Below are 15,225 nucleotides of genomic sequence, written 5' to 3' on the forward strand. Positions count from 1 at the left end.
CGCCTTTGCCCGCTTAAATTTTATAAATAGAGCCATAAAATTTGCTGTTAAATTTAAAATTTAGCTCCGCCGAAGCGAAGCTTTATTAAAACGGGCGGCAAATTTTAAAATTTGTGTGTAGGCAAAAGGGCAAAATTTTAGCGACAAGACCTAGCCTTACCGCTTTTCAAATTTGACTTCGTATTTATGTATAAAATCAAAATTTAACTAAATTTGACCCCGTCCGAGTCAAAATAGGCGGGGCAAATTTAATCGTTTCTCGCCGAGCGCTTTGCCTGCTCTCTGCGCTATCTGCTAAAATTCGATCATTTCTCGCCAAGCGGCCAATAAACGATCGGCTTAGCTCCGAGCCTTGCTTCGCCGTGATACATGCCGAGCTTGTCTTTCGTCCACGCAAAGCCTGTGTGTCCGTGCTTGTCGATCGAGATGATGCCGCCGCTACCGCCGAGTGCTTTGACCTGGCTTACCGCTTCTTCGGCGGCTTTTTGCACGTCGGAGGTTTTGTATTTATACAGAGCCGAGACCTCGTGCGCGGCGTTTACTCGCATGTAGATGTCGCCCGTGCCGGTGCAAGAAACCGCCACAGAGTCGTTGTCGGCGTAGGTTCCGGAGCCTATTATCGGGCTATCGCCGATGCGGCCGGTCATTTTATTTGTCATGCCGCCCGTGCTGGTCGCCGCGGCTAGGTTGCCGTTTTTATCCAGCGCGATCGCTCCCACGGTGCCTAGATACGGACGCTCGTGTAAATTTAGCGACGTCTTTTTCGCCTTTTCGCTATCAAGTAGCAGCTTTTGCTTCTCTTTGGCTTTTTGCAGCGCGTCGTATCTAAACTGCGTGAAAAAATACTTCTGATCGACCATCTCTAGGCCGCTTTCTTTGGCGAGCTTGTCGGCTCCCTCGCCGGCGACTAGCGTATGCCACGTCTTATCCATCACAAGCCTGGCGCCTAGGATAGGGTTTTTGATATGCCGCGCCATCGCGACCGCGCCTGCTTTTTTGGTCGAGCCGTCCATGATCGAGGCGTCGAGTTCGTTAAATCCGTCGGCCGTAAATACCGCACCCTTTCCCGCGTTGAAATTCGGATCGTCCTCAAGCACCATAATGGCCGCCGTTACGGCATCCATCGCGCTGCCGCCCTTCTCAAGCACGGCCTGACCTGCTAAAAGCGCCCGGTTCATCGGCTCCTCGCGGATTTTAAATTCCTCCTTGGTTAGATCAAGCCCGCTGGTGCCGCCGTGAATGACGATAACTGGGGAAAATTTCTCCTGCGCATTCGCAGCCGTCAGCCCGAGCAGGGCCAAACTCGCCGCCATAAAAACGGCCTTTGAGAGTGAAAAGTGCTTCATGGGGTCTCCTTTGGGATAAAATTTAAAATAATATTATAATTTTATCTCTTAAGAATAAGTTAAAGATTTTCTTGCCTAACTGATAACCTATATAAAATTTATGAAGTAATTTTGGCTATTTATTTTTATCGTCAAATGCGAAATACCGTATACAGCTCGCTTTATCGCTCGCGTTGCCCAGGCAAATTTATTCCAAATTTGGCTTCATTGTCGGCATGATTTATATCGGTATCCTAGGTTGCAAATTTAAGCCCGCTAATCGTCAAAATCGGCGCTGTCTGAAATTATTGGTAGCGCGATTGAGATGTAGCGTGATAAAAGCGCAGGTATTCTAATCTACGGATCAAATTTAATCTACCCCAGTTTTTTGCCCAGTATCGCTAGGCTCTCGAGCTTGCCGCCCATATCGCAGACTTCGGGTAGTTCGCCCCAGCGCGTAAAGCCGAATTTTGCAAACAAATTTAAGCTTGCGGCATTGCTCGAAAATATCAGCGCGACGATGTTTTTGACGCCCAATTCCGGCGCGCGTTTAAGCATAAAATTTACTAGCCGTCCGCCCAGTCCTTTGCCGCGAGCGCCCGGTGCGACGTAGACGCTGATCTCGGCCGTGATGTGGTAGCCCTCGCGCGGATGATAGTCGCCAAGGCTGCCCCAGGCTAAGATTTCGCCCTTTTGGTTTGCGGCGCCTATCTTTTGCGCGCCGAAATTTTCGCCGTCTGAGTCAAATTTTCTCTCGCAATCAGCTTCGCCGTAATTTCCCTCGCAAAGCTCGCGTAGCACGTATATCGGGCGATTTGCCGCCTTGTGCGCGTCAAACCACGCTTCGCGCTCCTCTATGCCGACCGGATGCAGCGTGGCCGTGGCGTTTTGCTCCAAAACGCTCGCGTTATAAATGCGCGTGATAGCGGCTAGATCAGCCTTGACGGCGCGCGAGATTTCGTATTTTGCGTCGGCGGGTTTTTCTTGCATCTTGAGGCCTTTTGTTAGATTTAACCGATTTTACGCCAAATTTGATTAAAAGTAGCAACGCAAATGTCAAATTTAAACTAAAAGTAGGTCCGAATTTTAGCGCCGTAAAGGTGCGAGTCTAGCCGCCGCAAAAAGGCAAAATTTGCGTCCAAAGGCTAAATCGCCGCAAATTTGAGTTATAATCTCTTTTAAATTTACCTTGGATAAAGATTTGAAAATAGCGTTTTTTGACTCGGGTATCGGCGGGCTGAGCGTGCTAGCCGAGGCTCTGCGGCGGTTTAGCGGGGCAGAGTTTTTGTATTTTGCCGACGAGGATCACGTCCCCTACGGCACAAAAAGTAGAGCTGAGATCGTGCGGCTGAGCCTCGATGCGGTCGGGTTTCTGGTCTCGCGCGGCGCGGACGCGGTCGTCGTAGCTTGCAACACCGCCACGAGCGCGGCTATCTCGGAGCTTCGCGGCGCATTTGGCGTGCCAGTTATCGGCATGGAGCCCGCCGTCAAGCTCGCCGCGGACAGCTTCGGCGCGCGCCCGACGCTGCTCATCGCCACGCCGCTAACGATCGCCGGCGAGAAGCTAGCGCGCCTCGTGGGGCGGCTGGAGTGCGAGACGTGGAGCCTGCCGCTGCCTCGCCTCGTGGAGTTTGCGCAGGATTTGGAGTTTGACTCGCCCGCGGTTCGGACGTATCTGCGGGAGGAGCTAGATAAATTTGAGCTTGAGCGCCTCGGTTCGCTCGTGCTTGGCTGCACGCATTTTAACTATTTCAAGGACGTTTTGCGCGAAATTTTGCCGCCGTACGTGCGCATCATCGACGGCATCGACGGCACGCTAAACCGCCTTGCAAGCGAGCTAGGTGGAGGGCTAAGGCTTGCGCGCGGCGAGGATTTGCCATCGCGGACGACTAAATTTAACGCCGAGGATGGCGTAAAATTTGATACGAATTTATCGGTGCAAGCCGGCAAATTTGGCGCGGAAGGACGAGGCGCGGGTGGCGAGCAGGGCGCAGGAGGGGGCAACGAAAGCTGTGTCGGCAAAAATAATGCAGAAGGATATGGCGCGGACGGCGGCAAAATTTACTATCCAAACGGCAACAGCGTGGAGTATTTTTACTCGGGCAGGGCGCTAGATGCGGCGCAGCTACGCAAGGTGGAAGTTTTTTTAAAACGGCTTGATGCGATGCGAGAGATTAACTAACGCTGTACCCGCTACGCGTCGCTTTGCGTAAGTAAAAAGCGCGATAAAAAAGCAGGCTTGCGCGCAAATTTGATGCGGGCGGCGATGTAAATTCGGCGTCAAGAACTACTCAAATTTACGGCAAAAATAGCTAGCCCAAAATCCATAAAAACCAAATGCAGTTTAATTTACCGCTTTTAAAGCAAATCAAAAACTGCATTTGAGCGGCAAATTTAAAATCTAGTCGTTCAAATTTAGCATTCGGCGGATTTTTACGGCTCATATATCCGACTTGTAAAATATATTAAACGCCCCACGGCCGCCTCAAACAGCTGGCCGCAAGCGTTTAAAGAGCCGTTACGCAAGCTAAATTTTACTTTTTGGCTTGCAGATACACCGATTCGAGCTTGGCCGCGACCTCTCGCAGATCGGCGATGCGGCTTTGGCTGGACGGGTGGGTGCTCAGTATCTCAGGCACGCTGCCGCCGCTTTTTTGCGACATTTTGACCCAGACGTTTACCGCCTCTTTAGGATCGTAGCCCGCGCGTGCCATCAGCTCCGTGCCGATGTGGTCAGCCTCGCGCTCGTGCGAGCGAGAAAACGGCAACGAGATGGTGTATTGTGCGGCCATATTCATGGCGCCGGTAGCTAGATCGCCCAGTCCTGCAGCCTGCGAAACGGCGAAAATGCCGACGTTTTTGAGCATATCCGTGCTGGCCTGCTCGCGGCTATGTTCACGCAGCGCGTGCGCGATCTCGTGTCCCATGACTGCGGCTAGCTCGCCGTTTGTGAGCGAGAGATTTTTGATGATGCCGCTATAAACGACGATGCGGCCGCCGGGCATACACCACGCGTTTATCGTATTTTCGTCGATCACGTTTACTTCCCATTTCCACTTGAGCGCATCCTCCCTAAACGCCCCGACCTGCGCGATCAGGCGTTTGGCGACGTCTTGCACTCTTTTGGTCATCACGGGATCGATGTTTAGCGCCCCCTTTTTACGCGCGCCGCTTAGCGTTTGCACGTAGGCTTTGGCTGCGGCCTCGTTCATCTCCTGTTCTCCGACTAGAAACATTTGGCGTCTGTTTTCGCCTAGCGCGCCACCGCTAGTCGAGCTAGTGAAGCAGCCCGTCAGCATCGTCGCGGTAAATGCAGCGAGTAAAATAATTTTTCTTATCGTCATTTTTCATCCTTTGCGAGATTTTGGCGATTATACCGCTAAAACAGCTATAAATTCGTAAATAGGCGTTTAAATTTGGCTTAACGGCGGCAAATTTGTAAAGAAACGGCGGGTAAATTTGAGTTTTGGAAATTTGACGGTATAAATTTGGACTTTGTTTTTGGCGGTTTTAACGGACCTGCGTTAAATTTGTGCGGGTCAAATTCGGCAAATTTGCGCGCCTGAACCCGCTTTAGACGGCTCGGACGTAGCTATGCAAGCTCAAATTTAACCGCTGCTTGCAAGCCGTCAAATTTAAAAAACCGCGAGTTCGTCAAATTTGCCGAATTTACAGCCGAGCAAGCCGTCAAATTTGCATCCGAAACTCTAAATTTGAGCTGCCGACGAAGCATGACGGTTTTTATATGCTAAATTCCATTAGCTTTAAATATATCGCAAAGGCTACGATCGTGATCGCCCAATAGGCAAATATATCAAGTCCGAGTCCTTCGTTGTTCTCGTTTTTCGTGCCTTTGTAGCCGATGTTGGTTTCAAATTCTTTCAAACGCTTGTGTATGGAGCGTAGCTCGGTGATGGTCGTCCAGTTTCCTATAAATATCGACAAGCTAGCGCGCACCTGAGAAAAGGCATTTACGACTTGCATCATCACGCCCAGGGTTATCGCGCCCGTTAGTACGCTAGGGCCTAGGGCTATGAGCGGAACGATGATCATGGCTTGGCTAAAGCTGTATTTCCAAACGTCGAAATATCCATAGTGCAAAAAGAGCCTGCCGAAGTTAAATCTTATCTTTTGAAAAAGCTCTTCTAGCTTGCGCGTATCGCCGTAGTTTTGCTTGTCGTCCTCGGCATAGACGAGCTCTTTTCTAAATGCGGCTTCGACTTTTTGGTTGTTGTACTCAAGACCGGGTAGCTTTATGCCCACAAACCACGAGACGATGAGGCCGCCCGCACTAGTAGCCACCGCGATCCACACGAGCGAGCCGGCTACGTTCTCCATAAACGGCACTTTTACCTTTGCGCTAAGCACCCAAAGGATGGGCACGAAGGCCACTAGCGTCATAACCGCATCCACCACCGTAGTGCCCAGATCCTCGACGATCTTAGCAAAACGGTAGATGTCCTCTTGGATACGTTGCGAGCTACCTTCGATATCTTTTGGCGTCTTTTTCCAATAGTCGATGTAGCTAAAGGTCATCGCCTCTCGCCACCGAAGCGTCCAAACCCGCGTAAAATACGATATAGCCGTACCTAGTAGCACGAAAGGAAACGCTAGCGCGGCAAAAATCTCGATCGCCGTCCAAAAGTCCCCTACCGTGTGGTTTTTGACGTCTTGCAATATATCGTAAAAGCCCTTGTACCACTCGTTTATCGCTACCGTTAGCTGCACCTGCGCGTAGGTAAGAGCTAGTATCAATATCACACCCAGGTGCGCCCACTGCACCCATTTTTTGCTCGCGAAAAACGACGAAAACATCTATTTGCCTTTAAAATTGAGATTTAGTCGCAAAGTATAGCAAAACCAGGCTAAATTTATGTGCGTTAGATTACTGTTATGCGTATTACGTTAAAAATCCGGCGATTTTTTTACAAAGGATGAAAATGAAAAAGACTATTTTGGGATTTGCGCTATTTACGGCGCTTGCGTCGGCGGCCCTGGGCGGCGAGACGATCGAAGTTTATAAAAGCCCGGACTGCGGTTGTTGCGGAAAGTGGGGCGAGATAATGAAAAAAAGCGGCTTTGAGATCGTAGAGCACAAAACAAACGCGATAATCGAAACGAAAAACAAATACGGCGTTCCGCCGGAGCTATCTAGCTGTCACACCGGTATAGTCGGAGGTTACGCTATCGAGGGGCACGTGCCGGCCGAAGAGATAAAGGCGCTTTTAGCCGCCAAACCGGCTGACGTCGTTGGTATCTCGGTACCCGGCATGCCGCTGGGAAGCCCCGGCATGGAGCAGGGCGGCATCGTCGAGGACTATGATGTAATCGCGTTTAAAAAGGACGGTACGAGCGAAATTTTCGCAAGCTATAAAAACGGCAAGAAGGTAAAATAATTTAGCGAGTTCGGCGTAAAATTTTCCAACGCCGCGGCCATCGTTTTACCGGCTTTCGCGGCGATTTTTACCGCGAGACTATTTTTTAAATTTGAGCGCCGCACCGCGTCAAATTTGGCGCAAAATCAAGCTAAATTTAACCGCCGCCGCTGTATCATTAAGATAAATTTGCAAAGGAGCGGGCGTGGCGAGACTAATTTTTATCCTGTTTATTTTGGGCTTTCTCACGTGGCTTTATATGGGCGGGACGACCAAAACGGTGGCTGATTACAAAGGCATGAGCCGCGAGGAGCTTGAGATGCTGTGCCTTGAGAAAAAGGACAAAAAAGCCTGCCAAAAGATAGCGATCGACTTCGTAAACGGCGCGAAGGCAAACGGCGGCAAACCGCAGTTTTAGGATTTTGCGCGTTAAATTTGACGGCGCAAACTTGGGTCAAATTTTATGAATTTAACCGCTAGCATTTTTGCGGTGCGGGTCTAGGCGCGTCAAATTTGGACTCAAATTTAAATAAATTTCGCAAATTTGAGCCAAACGGCGCACAATATAAGCAATATTTGTATTACAAGTTTAGCGCGGAGGTCAAATTTGCGCTCAAATTTAAGCCGCAAGCAAGGCGCGCACGCCGCCAAAAGCGCTAAAACGCGGCAAAATAGCCTCTGCGGCTCTTGCTCGCGCTAGAGGCGGCAAAAATGCGCTTTCAGTTTAAAATTCCCGATTTTCTGCTATAATCGCCGCATTTCATTTTAATTTTTTAAGGATTTTAATTGCACCCCAGTAGCGCCGACTCGCTTTTTATGATCGCTCTCGCGTTTTTCTTCGTATTTCTAAACGCTTTTTTCGTCTTATCAGAATTTTCCATCGTCAAAGTCCGTAAGAGCCGCCTAGAGGAGCTTGCTAAGGACAAAGTGCCAAACGCAAAAATCGCGCTTGATATGTCAAACAACCTCGATACCTACCTCTCCGCCACGCAGCTAGGCATCACGCTAAGCTCGCTAGCTCTTGGTTGGATCGGCGAGCCTGCGGTCGCTAGGCTGATCGAGGAGCCGCTAAAAACATACTTTAATCTAAACGATATTTTAGTCCACACCGTTGCGTTTGCGATCGCGTTTACGCTGATCACGCTCATGCACGTGGTGCTAGGCGAGCTAGTACCAAAGTCCGTCGCCATCGCAAAATCAGAAAAAGCGGTCCTTGCCATCGCGCGTCCGCTGCACGTATTTTGGGTGGTTTTCTCGCCGCTTATCAAGACTTTTGATTTCTTAGCCGGCGTTTCACTTAAAATTTTAGGCATCAAACCCGCCAAAGATAGCGAGCTAGCCCACTCGGAAGAGGAGATAAAAATCATCGTGGGCGAGAGCCTAAAAGGCGGCGTTTTAGATAGCTTTGAGACCGAGATCATCAAAAATGCGGTCGATTTCTCCGACACGGTCGCTAAAGAGATTATGACTCCGCGCCGCGATATGGTCTGCATAAACAAACAAAAAAGCTACGAAGAAAATATCAAAGTGATCTTTGACTCCAAATACACGCGCTATCCATACATCGACGGCAGCAAGGACGCGATACTAGGCATGATCCATATCAGAGATATCTTGCAAATCGATCTGGGCAACAAAAAGCGCGAATTTGACAGCATCGTGCGAAAATTCGTCATCGTGCCTGAAAACCTCTCGATATCTAAAATCCTCGTGATGATGAACAAGCAGCAAATCTCCGCCGCTCTCGTTGTGGACGAATACGGCGGCACGGCGGGCCTGCTTACGATGGAAGACATCATGGAAGAGATCCTAGGCGACTTTAACGACGAGCACGACGACGCCGACCCGCATTACAAAAAAATCAACGAAAATATCTACGAGTTTCAGGGGCGCTTTGATTTAGAGAGCGTCGAAGAGCTGATGGGGATAAGCTTCGCTGATGAGACCGAGGAGCTAACGATCGGCGGGTATGTCTTTAATCTCATCGGTCGCTTGCCGCTCGTGGGCGACAAGATCGAGGATGAAAACTGCTACTACGAGGTGCGCAAGATGGACGGCGCTAGTATCTCAAGCGTCAAGGTGCGCAGAAAAGTCGAAGAAAAAGAGGACGAAGACTGAGTAAATTTGCGCCTTGCTTTTGGCAGGCGAGGGTGTAAATTTGGTCGCAAATTTGATGCGTGAAAACGGCTTCTTAAATTTAAGCCGGTCTAAAATTTGAAAACGCAGCCACGCTTGAAACCAGCACAAATTTAAGCCGTTTCGTCAAATTTGAGTTTGCGGCATTTGCTCTAAATTTATCGCCGTTTGGCCGAGTCTTGCGGGATTGCCGTTAATTTTGCGCGAAGCATAAATTTAAATTCGTCTTTCTAAATTTCAGCCGATTTTTCTCTCAGACTCTCTCAAAATCAGCAAATTTAATCTAACTTTTTAGCTTATTTTGATAAACTTCGCGAAATTTAATAAGAGATAAAAATTAAATTTTATATTTTGAAATTTATAAAACAAATTTAACACAGGAGGACAGATGAGAGTAGTTCAAGCGGAATTAATCTCCAAAACCGTCAGCGAGCTTTGCAAGCAGGCCTGTTACGTCGTAACGCCCGATATGAGAGCGGCTTTTGAAAAAGCTAGAGAAAACGAGAGCTCGCCGATAGGCAAGGACATCCTAGGCAAGGTACTCCAAAATGCCGATCTAGCCGAGAAGCGTATCGCGCCGATCTGCCAAGACACGGGCATGGCGGTCGTGTTCGTCGATCTCGGACAGGACGTGCATATCGAGGGCGGATTTTTAGAAGACGCGATAAACGAGGGCGTAAAAGACGGTTACGTGGGCGGCTACCTGCGCAAATCAGTCGTAAACGATCCGATCTTTGAGCGTAAAAATACAACGAACAACACCCCCGCCGTCATAAACGTAAGGATAGTAAGAGGCGATAAAATTCATATAAAAGTGGCTCCAAAAGGCTTTGGTAGCGAGAACAAATCGGCTCTAAAGATGCTAGTGCCTGCAGACGGCCTAGAGGGCGTGAAAAAGGTATTTCTAGACGCCGTTAAGCTAGCGGGTCCAAACGCCTGTCCACCGATGGTGATCGGCGTAGGCATAGGCGGCACGATGGATAAGGCCGCGCTAATGGCAAAATACGCCGCCGCTCGCGACGCAGACAGCAAAAACCCAGACCCGAGGTACGCCAAACTAGAAGAGGAGCTACTAGAGCTCGCCTGCAAAACAGGCGTCGGACCGCAAGGTCTAGGCGGCGACACGACCGCGGTAAAAGTAAACATCGAGTGGTATCCGACCCACATCGCGGGCCTACCGGTCGCTATCAACATCAACTGCCATGCCGCTCGCCACGCCGAAGCTGAAATTTAAGGAGAAAAGATGTCAGAAGTAAAAAAGATAACCGCGCCGTTTGACAAAGAGGTCGTAAAAAGCCTAAAAGCAGGCGATAACGTACTAATAAGCGGCACCATCATCGCAGCCCGCGACGCCGCGCACAAGGCGCTAACCGAGACTTTGGCTCGCGGCGAGGCCTTGCCCGTAAATTTAGCCGGCGAGACGATCTACTACCTAGGACCGAGCCCCGCAAAACCGGGCGACGTCATAGGCGCTGCGGGACCGACTACTAGCGGACGCATGGACAAATACACTCCGACGATGATAAACGAAGTAGGCATCAACGGCATGATCGGCAAAGGATATCGTAGCGACGCCGTCGTCGAAGCGATGAAAAAATCAGGCTGCGTTTATATGGTCGCTATCGGGGGTGCGGGCGCGCTGATTAGCCAAAGCATCAAAAAGTACGAAGTGCTAGCCTATCCAGAGCTCGGCCCAGAGGCGGTCGCAAGACTTACGGTCGAGGATTTCCCCGCTATCGTAGCGATAGATAGCGAGGGCAACAATTTCTACGAAGTCGGACAAGCTCCGTATAAAAAAATATAAATTTATCGGCGCGGGTTATCGCTAGCTCGCGCCCTGATCTACGCGCCGCTTTTAGTTTGCGCGCTATTTGCGAAAGCGGGCAAATTTGAAACCAAACGGCGCGTTAAACTCTCAAATTTTATGCTTAGTCTTTAAAAATTTTGTCGTAATTGCTCGGATACGCCGCTTTTAGAGATTTCTTAATTTTAGCCTTTAGCGAACCTCCGTCGCTAAGCTTTACGTCGTCGATTAGGCAATCTTTGTCGCAAATTAGGCGCAAAGTTATATCCCGTTTTTCGCCGAATAGCTCAAATTTTACTCGCACTTCGTTCTCTGAGACCGCTTTTGCGCTAAAGTTTTTGAGTTCGTCAATATCCTGCGCATCTATAAAAGGATCGGCATCTAGATCCGACGATACGTGTTCTACGCCGCTTAGACGTCCGAGCGCAGAGCCGAACTGATCGTAAATGAGCCCGTCAAGCTCGGGAGTCAGCCACTCCGATGTGATAGGTTGCACTTCGCCGTTGCCGTAGTTTGTTTGGTAAAATTCGTTTACCGTTTTTTCCATTAGCGAGGCTTTAGTCGTTTGAGCGCTTAGATTTGCGCCGCCGAGTCCGCAAAAAATCACCGCCAAAAGGCAAATTTTAGACACGTTTTTCATGGCTTTCCTTTAAATTTAGGTGTTTGAGTGATTTTAGCACTATTTGGGTTAAAATTTGAGAAGTTTAAGATATAAAAGTAACGGCGTCTGTCTTGGCGCAGTTGTCAGTTAAATTTAAGCAAACCAGCGTTGATAAAATTTAGAGTTCAAATTTGATGTCAAGCTAAAATCGGGCTAAATTTAACACCAAATTTACGTTAGCCGAGCCGTCAAATTTACTCGGACGGCTCGTTAAATTTAGCAGCGATCACTCCGTAGTGCTGTTTATGTAGCTGTTTTCGGAGATCTGCGTCCAGACTCTAGCCTTTTTCATAAAGGCTTTTTGCGAGTCCAAAATCTCCTTAAACGTCGCGTCTTTTGCCGAGAGCTCGTCTAGGATCTCGTCCGTAGCTTTGCGCAGTGCGGCGATGATCTCTGGCGGAAATGAGGCTATTTTTACGTCCGGATGCTCGCTTTTGATTTTATCAAGGACTAGAGAGTTTTGATAGACGGCAGACTCGTATACATCGGCTGCTACGGCCTTAGTCGCGGTTTCTACTATAGCTTGAAGGTCGGCGGGTAGCTTGTCCCAGAGCTTTTTGTTGATGTAGAATTCATTTTCGCTAGCGGGCTCCTGCCAGCCGGTGTAGTAAAATTTAGCCACCTTTTGAAAGCCGAAATTTATATCGATCGCAGGGCAGACCCACTCGACGGCGTCGATCGTGTTCATCTCCATCGCCATGTATAGCTCGCCGATCGGGATCGTGTTGATGTTTACGCCTAGCTTTGCCATTATCTCGCCGCCAAGCCCGGTCATGCGCAGTTTTAGTCCCTTTAGATCGTCCGTACTCTTGATCTCTTTTTTAAACCAGCCGCCCATCTGCATGCCGAAATTTCCGCCGTGAAAGGTCACGATGCCGTACTCGTTAAAGACCTTTTGCGCGAGCTCTTTGCCTCCGCCGTATGCGTACCAGGCGTCTTGCTCGGCCTTATTCATGCCAAAAGGCACGGTCGTAAAGAGCATGAGCTTGGCGTCCTTGCCCTTATAAAAGTAGCTTGCGGTGAAAGCCGCATCGTACTGGGCGCTTTTGACCATATCAAGCAGCGCGAACGCCGCCTTGTGCTTGGACGGATAGTCGACGCGCACCTCGATACGGCCGTCGCTCATCTTTTCCACGAGCTCTTTAAATTTCTTTGGAGCGTCGCCTAGTACTGGCACGTTGCTCTCGTAGGTGGATGCGAGCTTGATCTTGTATTTTTCCGCAGCCTGCGCGCTAAATGCCATCACCGCGCATAGAGTCAGAGCTGAAAATAGTTTCATTTTTTCTCCTTTCGGTTTTAAATTTACCGATTATAGAGTTTTGTATTATACTTTTTGATTAATTTTAAAATTTAAGCTATAAAAATTTATGACAAATGAGTAAAAACGTAAATAAATTTCTAAAATGTTACGAAAATTAAATTTTATGCTGTGGCGATTAAATTTGCGATCCAAATTTGCTATAGCGTTTTGAGAGTTAAATTTGGGCGGGTCTTGCGGCTAGACTAATAATACCCAAGACACATCGTCTCGGTTAGCTTTATGCGCTTTTCAAGCGGTGCAGGCGAGAAAAACGAGCACTTTTCGATGTAAATTCTGTAGTCGTAGTCAAGTCCAAAGTCGTCGTAAAATTTCTTTAAATTTATAAATTTTATCCCGCAAATTTCGCATAGATCAAAAAGCGGATAGAGTTTGGAACCGTTTTTGGCGACGAGGTGCGAGGGTGCTAGCGTCGTAAACGAGCAAAATGCCGATGTTAGTACGAGTCCAGCCAGATCGCTGCAGCGCGCAGCGGCCTCGCGAAATCGCGCGGGAATGCATTTTTTATGCAGAAAAACGATGCGCGAGTTTTCAAATTTAGCGCAGATCGCGCCGCTCCAAAACAGATACGCATTGCCCGAAATTTCAGCGTTTCGCGCAAATTCGCATCCCAGAACGTAATCATCCAAAAACTCGTTTGGCGCAAGGGTTATTTTCATATTTTTCGTGCCTTTCTTGCGGGAAATTATAGCGAAATTTGCTTTTTTAGCCGTAAATTAGGTAATATTCGCCCAAATTTTACAAAGGACGAAAATGAAAAAGGTTATCTCTACAAAAGACGCCCCACAAGCGATCGGACCGTATTCGCAGGCGATCGAGGCAAATGGATTTTTGTTTATTTCAGGGCAGCTGGGCGTTACGCCTGACGGCAAATTTGCGGGCGAGGATGTGAGAGCTCAGGCGGAGCAGTCGATGCTAAATTTAAAGGCGATTTTGGCGCAGGCGGGGCTTAGCTTTGAAAACGCGGTAAAAACGACGATTTTTCTAGCCGACATCGAGGACTTTGCGGCCGTAAATGAAATTTACGCTAAATTTTTTAGCGAGCCGTATCCTGCCAGAAGTACGATCGCCGTTAAAACGCTGCCAAAAGGCGGCCTAGTCGAGATCGAGCTCGTCGCCGCAACGAAGTAAAATTTAAAATCAAGGAAAAAAAATGAAAAAGATTATATTCGCGCTCGCAGTCGTTTTGATCGCGGTTTTCGGAGTCGCGTTTTACGGCTCGTCTAAAGCTAAAGAGTCCTACGACAGGGGCGTGGCGAGGCTAACTAGCGAGACTTTGAAGCTTGGATTTTTCAATATAAAAGCAAATGCGGTAGAAAACGACTACGACAAAGGGTTGTTTAGCTCGCGCGCGGTGCTAAAACTCGAGCTCACCGATGGCAACGATCCGGTCAAATTTGAAGCCAAAACGACGCTAAAACACGGATTTGCGGAGCTATTTAGCGGCTTTAGGGCTCATAGCGACGTCAAAGCGCTAACGCCGGAAGCCGCGCTCTATCTAAAGAAAATTTTCGGTACGGACGAGTTTTTAAGCGTCGACGCGCTGATAAAATTTGATAAAACTCGCGACGTGACGTTAAATTTGGCCGATATCAAAACAAATGAAGATGACTCTAGCTTTGTAATCTCAAAGCCGTTCGCAAAGGCACAAATCAAAGAAAATAAGATAAAATCCCTAGAAATCGGCGTCGGTAAAATCGGCGGCGGCGATACGGACGGCACGAATAAGGTCGATATAGAAAACGCCTCCGCGCTCATCGAGCTTAACGACTTTAAGAGCTATGACGATCTTATCCCGTTTATAAAAATACAAAACCCTTACGAAAATATAGCTAAAATCGGGCTAAAGGCCGATAAAATAAGCTTTAACAGCACTAGGGGCTATGATTTTCCAAAATCGGTCGGCATCACGGGTATGTCGTTTTTGGCGCAGAAAAAGCAAAACGCGGACGCAAATCTCCTCGATACGCTTACCGACGCGAGCCTAGGCGCGCTTGACGTAGACGGCAAAAATGTGCTCACGCAGCTAAATTTGAGTCTAAACGAGAAAAATGTAAACAAAGAAGCGATGGCGATGTACGTCACCGACCCGAAAGAGTCGGCTCTTTATAAAATTTTGATGAGCAAAAACTACGTGATGGAGATTAAAAATTTTAGCTTTAAAAACCCAAACGGCAAAGAGCTAAAATTTAATGCCGTTGCCGATGCGTCAGGGCTCGGCGCGGAAAGCAAAACGCTACATGACGACGTAGATATCCAAACGGCGCTAAAAGCGATCAAATTTGACGGCGAGATAAAGGTGCAAGTCGCGTCTATAACGGAGTTTTTAAGCGCGTATAAGGGGCTAATGGCCGATAGCGACTTTAACCAGATGATGGATGGCATCAAGCCTTTTGAGGAGCGCGTAAATTCGCTTTTTGCCAAAGACGGCGAGTATATGAGCGCGAAATTTAAACACGACGTCGGTAGCGACGACCTGCTCGTAAACGATAAAATTTCGCTCAAAGAATTTATAATGAGCCTAATGGCGAACTAAAATTTGCATTATTTTTAGCGGACGATAGCGCAAAATTTACCACTTTGTCCGCTAAATGAATTTTATTTTT

Annotated in this window: 15 protein-coding genes; 8 read left to right on the forward strand and 7 right to left on the reverse strand. The window is 48.4% G+C overall.

The features are described 5' to 3' along the window. Positions 1–305 precede the first annotated feature (305 nt). Entirely contained in the window at positions 306–1,346 is a 1,041-nt protein-coding gene (locus H7R39_RS05935; RefSeq protein ID WP_185898361.1) for an isoaspartyl peptidase/L-asparaginase family protein, read from the reverse strand. A 354-nt stretch (positions 1,347–1,700) separates the two neighbouring features. Then, complete coding sequence (locus H7R39_RS05940) at positions 1,701–2,315, reverse strand: GNAT family N-acetyltransferase (protein ID WP_185898362.1); 615 nt, start codon at positions 2,313–2,315, stop codon at positions 1,701–1,703. A 211-nt stretch (positions 2,316–2,526) separates the two neighbouring features. On the opposite strand from H7R39_RS05940, the gene murI reads away from it, so the two are divergent. Continuing rightward, positions 2,527–3,507 (forward strand): glutamate racemase, encoded by a 981-nt coding sequence (gene murI, locus H7R39_RS05945; RefSeq protein ID WP_185898363.1) that lies wholly within the window; start codon positions 2,527–2,529, stop codon positions 3,505–3,507. Between the two features lie 352 nt (positions 3,508–3,859). Here the strand turns inward: murI and H7R39_RS05950 are convergent, their stop codons facing one another. Together H7R39_RS05950 and H7R39_RS05955 are read right to left on the reverse strand one after the other, a co-directional pair. Continuing rightward, on the reverse strand, positions 3,860–4,669 hold the full coding sequence (locus tag H7R39_RS05950) for a M48 family metallopeptidase (RefSeq protein ID WP_185898364.1): 810 nt from the start codon (positions 4,667–4,669) through the stop codon (positions 3,860–3,862). Positions 4,670–5,066: 397 nt separating this feature from the next. Continuing rightward, positions 5,067–6,140: a putative transporter gene (locus H7R39_RS05955; RefSeq protein ID WP_185898365.1), complete on the reverse strand. Its 1,074-nt coding sequence runs from the start codon at positions 6,138–6,140 to the stop codon at positions 5,067–5,069. Positions 6,141–6,265: 125 nt separating this feature from the next. On the opposite strand from H7R39_RS05955, the gene H7R39_RS05960 reads away from it, so the two are divergent. The 5 genes from H7R39_RS05960 to H7R39_RS05980 all read left to right on the forward strand — a co-directional run bounded on the left by H7R39_RS05960 (position 6,266) and on the right by H7R39_RS05980 (position 10,640). Then, on the forward strand, positions 6,266–6,721 hold the full coding sequence (locus H7R39_RS05960) for a DUF411 domain-containing protein (RefSeq protein ID WP_185898366.1): 456 nt from the start codon (positions 6,266–6,268) through the stop codon (positions 6,719–6,721). A gap of 184 nt (positions 6,722–6,905) precedes the next feature. Beyond that, a complete protein-coding gene (locus H7R39_RS05965) occupies positions 6,906–7,118 on the forward strand; it encodes a hypothetical protein (protein ID WP_185898367.1) in 213 nt (70 codons plus the stop codon). A 368-nt stretch (positions 7,119–7,486) separates the two neighbouring features. Continuing rightward, complete coding sequence (locus tag H7R39_RS05970) at positions 7,487–8,818, forward strand: hemolysin family protein (RefSeq protein ID WP_185898368.1); 1,332 nt, start codon at positions 7,487–7,489, stop codon at positions 8,816–8,818. Between the two features lie 406 nt (positions 8,819–9,224). Next, on the forward strand, positions 9,225–10,070 hold the full coding sequence (locus H7R39_RS05975) for a fumarate hydratase (protein WP_185898369.1): 846 nt from the start codon (positions 9,225–9,227) through the stop codon (positions 10,068–10,070). Positions 10,071–10,079: 9 nt separating this feature from the next. Beyond that, the gene (locus tag H7R39_RS05980) at positions 10,080–10,640 is read left to right on the forward strand and encodes a Fe-S-containing hydro-lyase (protein WP_122862386.1); all 561 of its coding nucleotides are present in this window, start codon (positions 10,080–10,082) and stop codon (positions 10,638–10,640) included. Between the two features lie 124 nt (positions 10,641–10,764). Here the strand turns inward: H7R39_RS05980 and H7R39_RS05985 are convergent, their stop codons facing one another. The 3 genes from H7R39_RS05985 to H7R39_RS05995 form a co-directional block, all read right to left on the reverse strand. Further along, positions 10,765–11,280, reverse strand: a complete 516-nt coding sequence (locus H7R39_RS05985; RefSeq protein ID WP_185898370.1) for a hypothetical protein — start codon at positions 11,278–11,280, stop codon at positions 10,765–10,767. Positions 11,281–11,527: 247 nt separating this feature from the next. Beyond that, positions 11,528–12,580, reverse strand: coding sequence for a TRAP transporter substrate-binding protein (locus H7R39_RS05990; protein ID WP_185898371.1), 1,053 nt, complete (start codon positions 12,578–12,580; stop codon positions 11,528–11,530). A 224-nt stretch (positions 12,581–12,804) separates the two neighbouring features. Continuing rightward, positions 12,805–13,278 carry a cysteine permease gene (locus H7R39_RS05995; RefSeq protein ID WP_185898372.1) on the reverse strand — a complete coding sequence of 158 codons (474 nt, stop codon included), beginning with the start codon at positions 13,276–13,278 and terminating at the stop codon, positions 12,805–12,807. Positions 13,279–13,372: 94 nt separating this feature from the next. On the opposite strand from H7R39_RS05995, the gene H7R39_RS06000 reads away from it, so the two are divergent. Together H7R39_RS06000 and H7R39_RS06005 are read left to right on the forward strand one after the other, a co-directional pair. After that, positions 13,373–13,750 carry a RidA family protein gene (locus H7R39_RS06000; RefSeq protein ID WP_185898373.1) on the forward strand — a complete coding sequence of 126 codons (378 nt, stop codon included), beginning with the start codon at positions 13,373–13,375 and terminating at the stop codon, positions 13,748–13,750. Positions 13,751–13,772: 22 nt separating this feature from the next. Beyond that, positions 13,773–15,155, forward strand: a complete 1,383-nt coding sequence (locus tag H7R39_RS06005) for a DUF945 family protein (protein WP_185898374.1) — start codon at positions 13,773–13,775, stop codon at positions 15,153–15,155. Positions 15,156–15,225 lie beyond the last annotated feature (70 nt).

This window comes from Campylobacter massiliensis (genome assembly GCF_014253065.1).
In the GTDB taxonomy this organism is placed as follows: domain Bacteria; phylum Campylobacterota; class Campylobacteria; order Campylobacterales; family Campylobacteraceae; genus Campylobacter_A; species Campylobacter_A massiliensis.

Bases quoted from the DNA above. Each gene is read 5' to 3' on its own strand.
- H7R39_RS05960 (WP_185898366.1), top strand. From the start codon at position 6,266: ATGAAAAAGACTATTTTGGGATTTGCGCTATTTACGGCGCTTGCGTCG.
- H7R39_RS05980 (WP_122862386.1), top strand. From the start codon at position 10,080: ATGTCAGAAGTAAAAAAGATAACCGCGCCGTTTGACAAAGAGGTCGTA.
- H7R39_RS05995 (WP_185898372.1), bottom strand. From the start codon at position 13,278: ATGAAAATAACCCTTGCGCCAAACGAGTTTTTGGATGATTACGTTCTG.
- H7R39_RS05950 (WP_185898364.1), bottom strand. From the start codon at position 4,669: ATGACGATAAGAAAAATTATTTTACTCGCTGCATTTACCGCGACGATG.
- H7R39_RS06000 (WP_185898373.1), top strand. From the start codon at position 13,373: ATGAAAAAGGTTATCTCTACAAAAGACGCCCCACAAGCGATCGGACCG.
- H7R39_RS05975 (WP_185898369.1), top strand. From the start codon at position 9,225: ATGAGAGTAGTTCAAGCGGAATTAATCTCCAAAACCGTCAGCGAGCTT.
- H7R39_RS05990 (WP_185898371.1), bottom strand. From the start codon at position 12,580: ATGAAACTATTTTCAGCTCTGACTCTATGCGCGGTGATGGCATTTAGC.
- H7R39_RS05955 (WP_185898365.1), bottom strand. From the start codon at position 6,140: ATGTTTTCGTCGTTTTTCGCGAGCAAAAAATGGGTGCAGTGGGCGCAC.
- H7R39_RS05940 (WP_185898362.1), bottom strand. From the start codon at position 2,315: ATGCAAGAAAAACCCGCCGACGCAAAATACGAAATCTCGCGCGCCGTC.
- H7R39_RS05985 (WP_185898370.1), bottom strand. From the start codon at position 11,280: ATGAAAAACGTGTCTAAAATTTGCCTTTTGGCGGTGATTTTTTGCGGA.
- H7R39_RS06005 (WP_185898374.1), top strand. From the start codon at position 13,773: ATGAAAAAGATTATATTCGCGCTCGCAGTCGTTTTGATCGCGGTTTTC.
- H7R39_RS05935 (WP_185898361.1), bottom strand. From the start codon at position 1,346: ATGAAGCACTTTTCACTCTCAAAGGCCGTTTTTATGGCGGCGAGTTTG.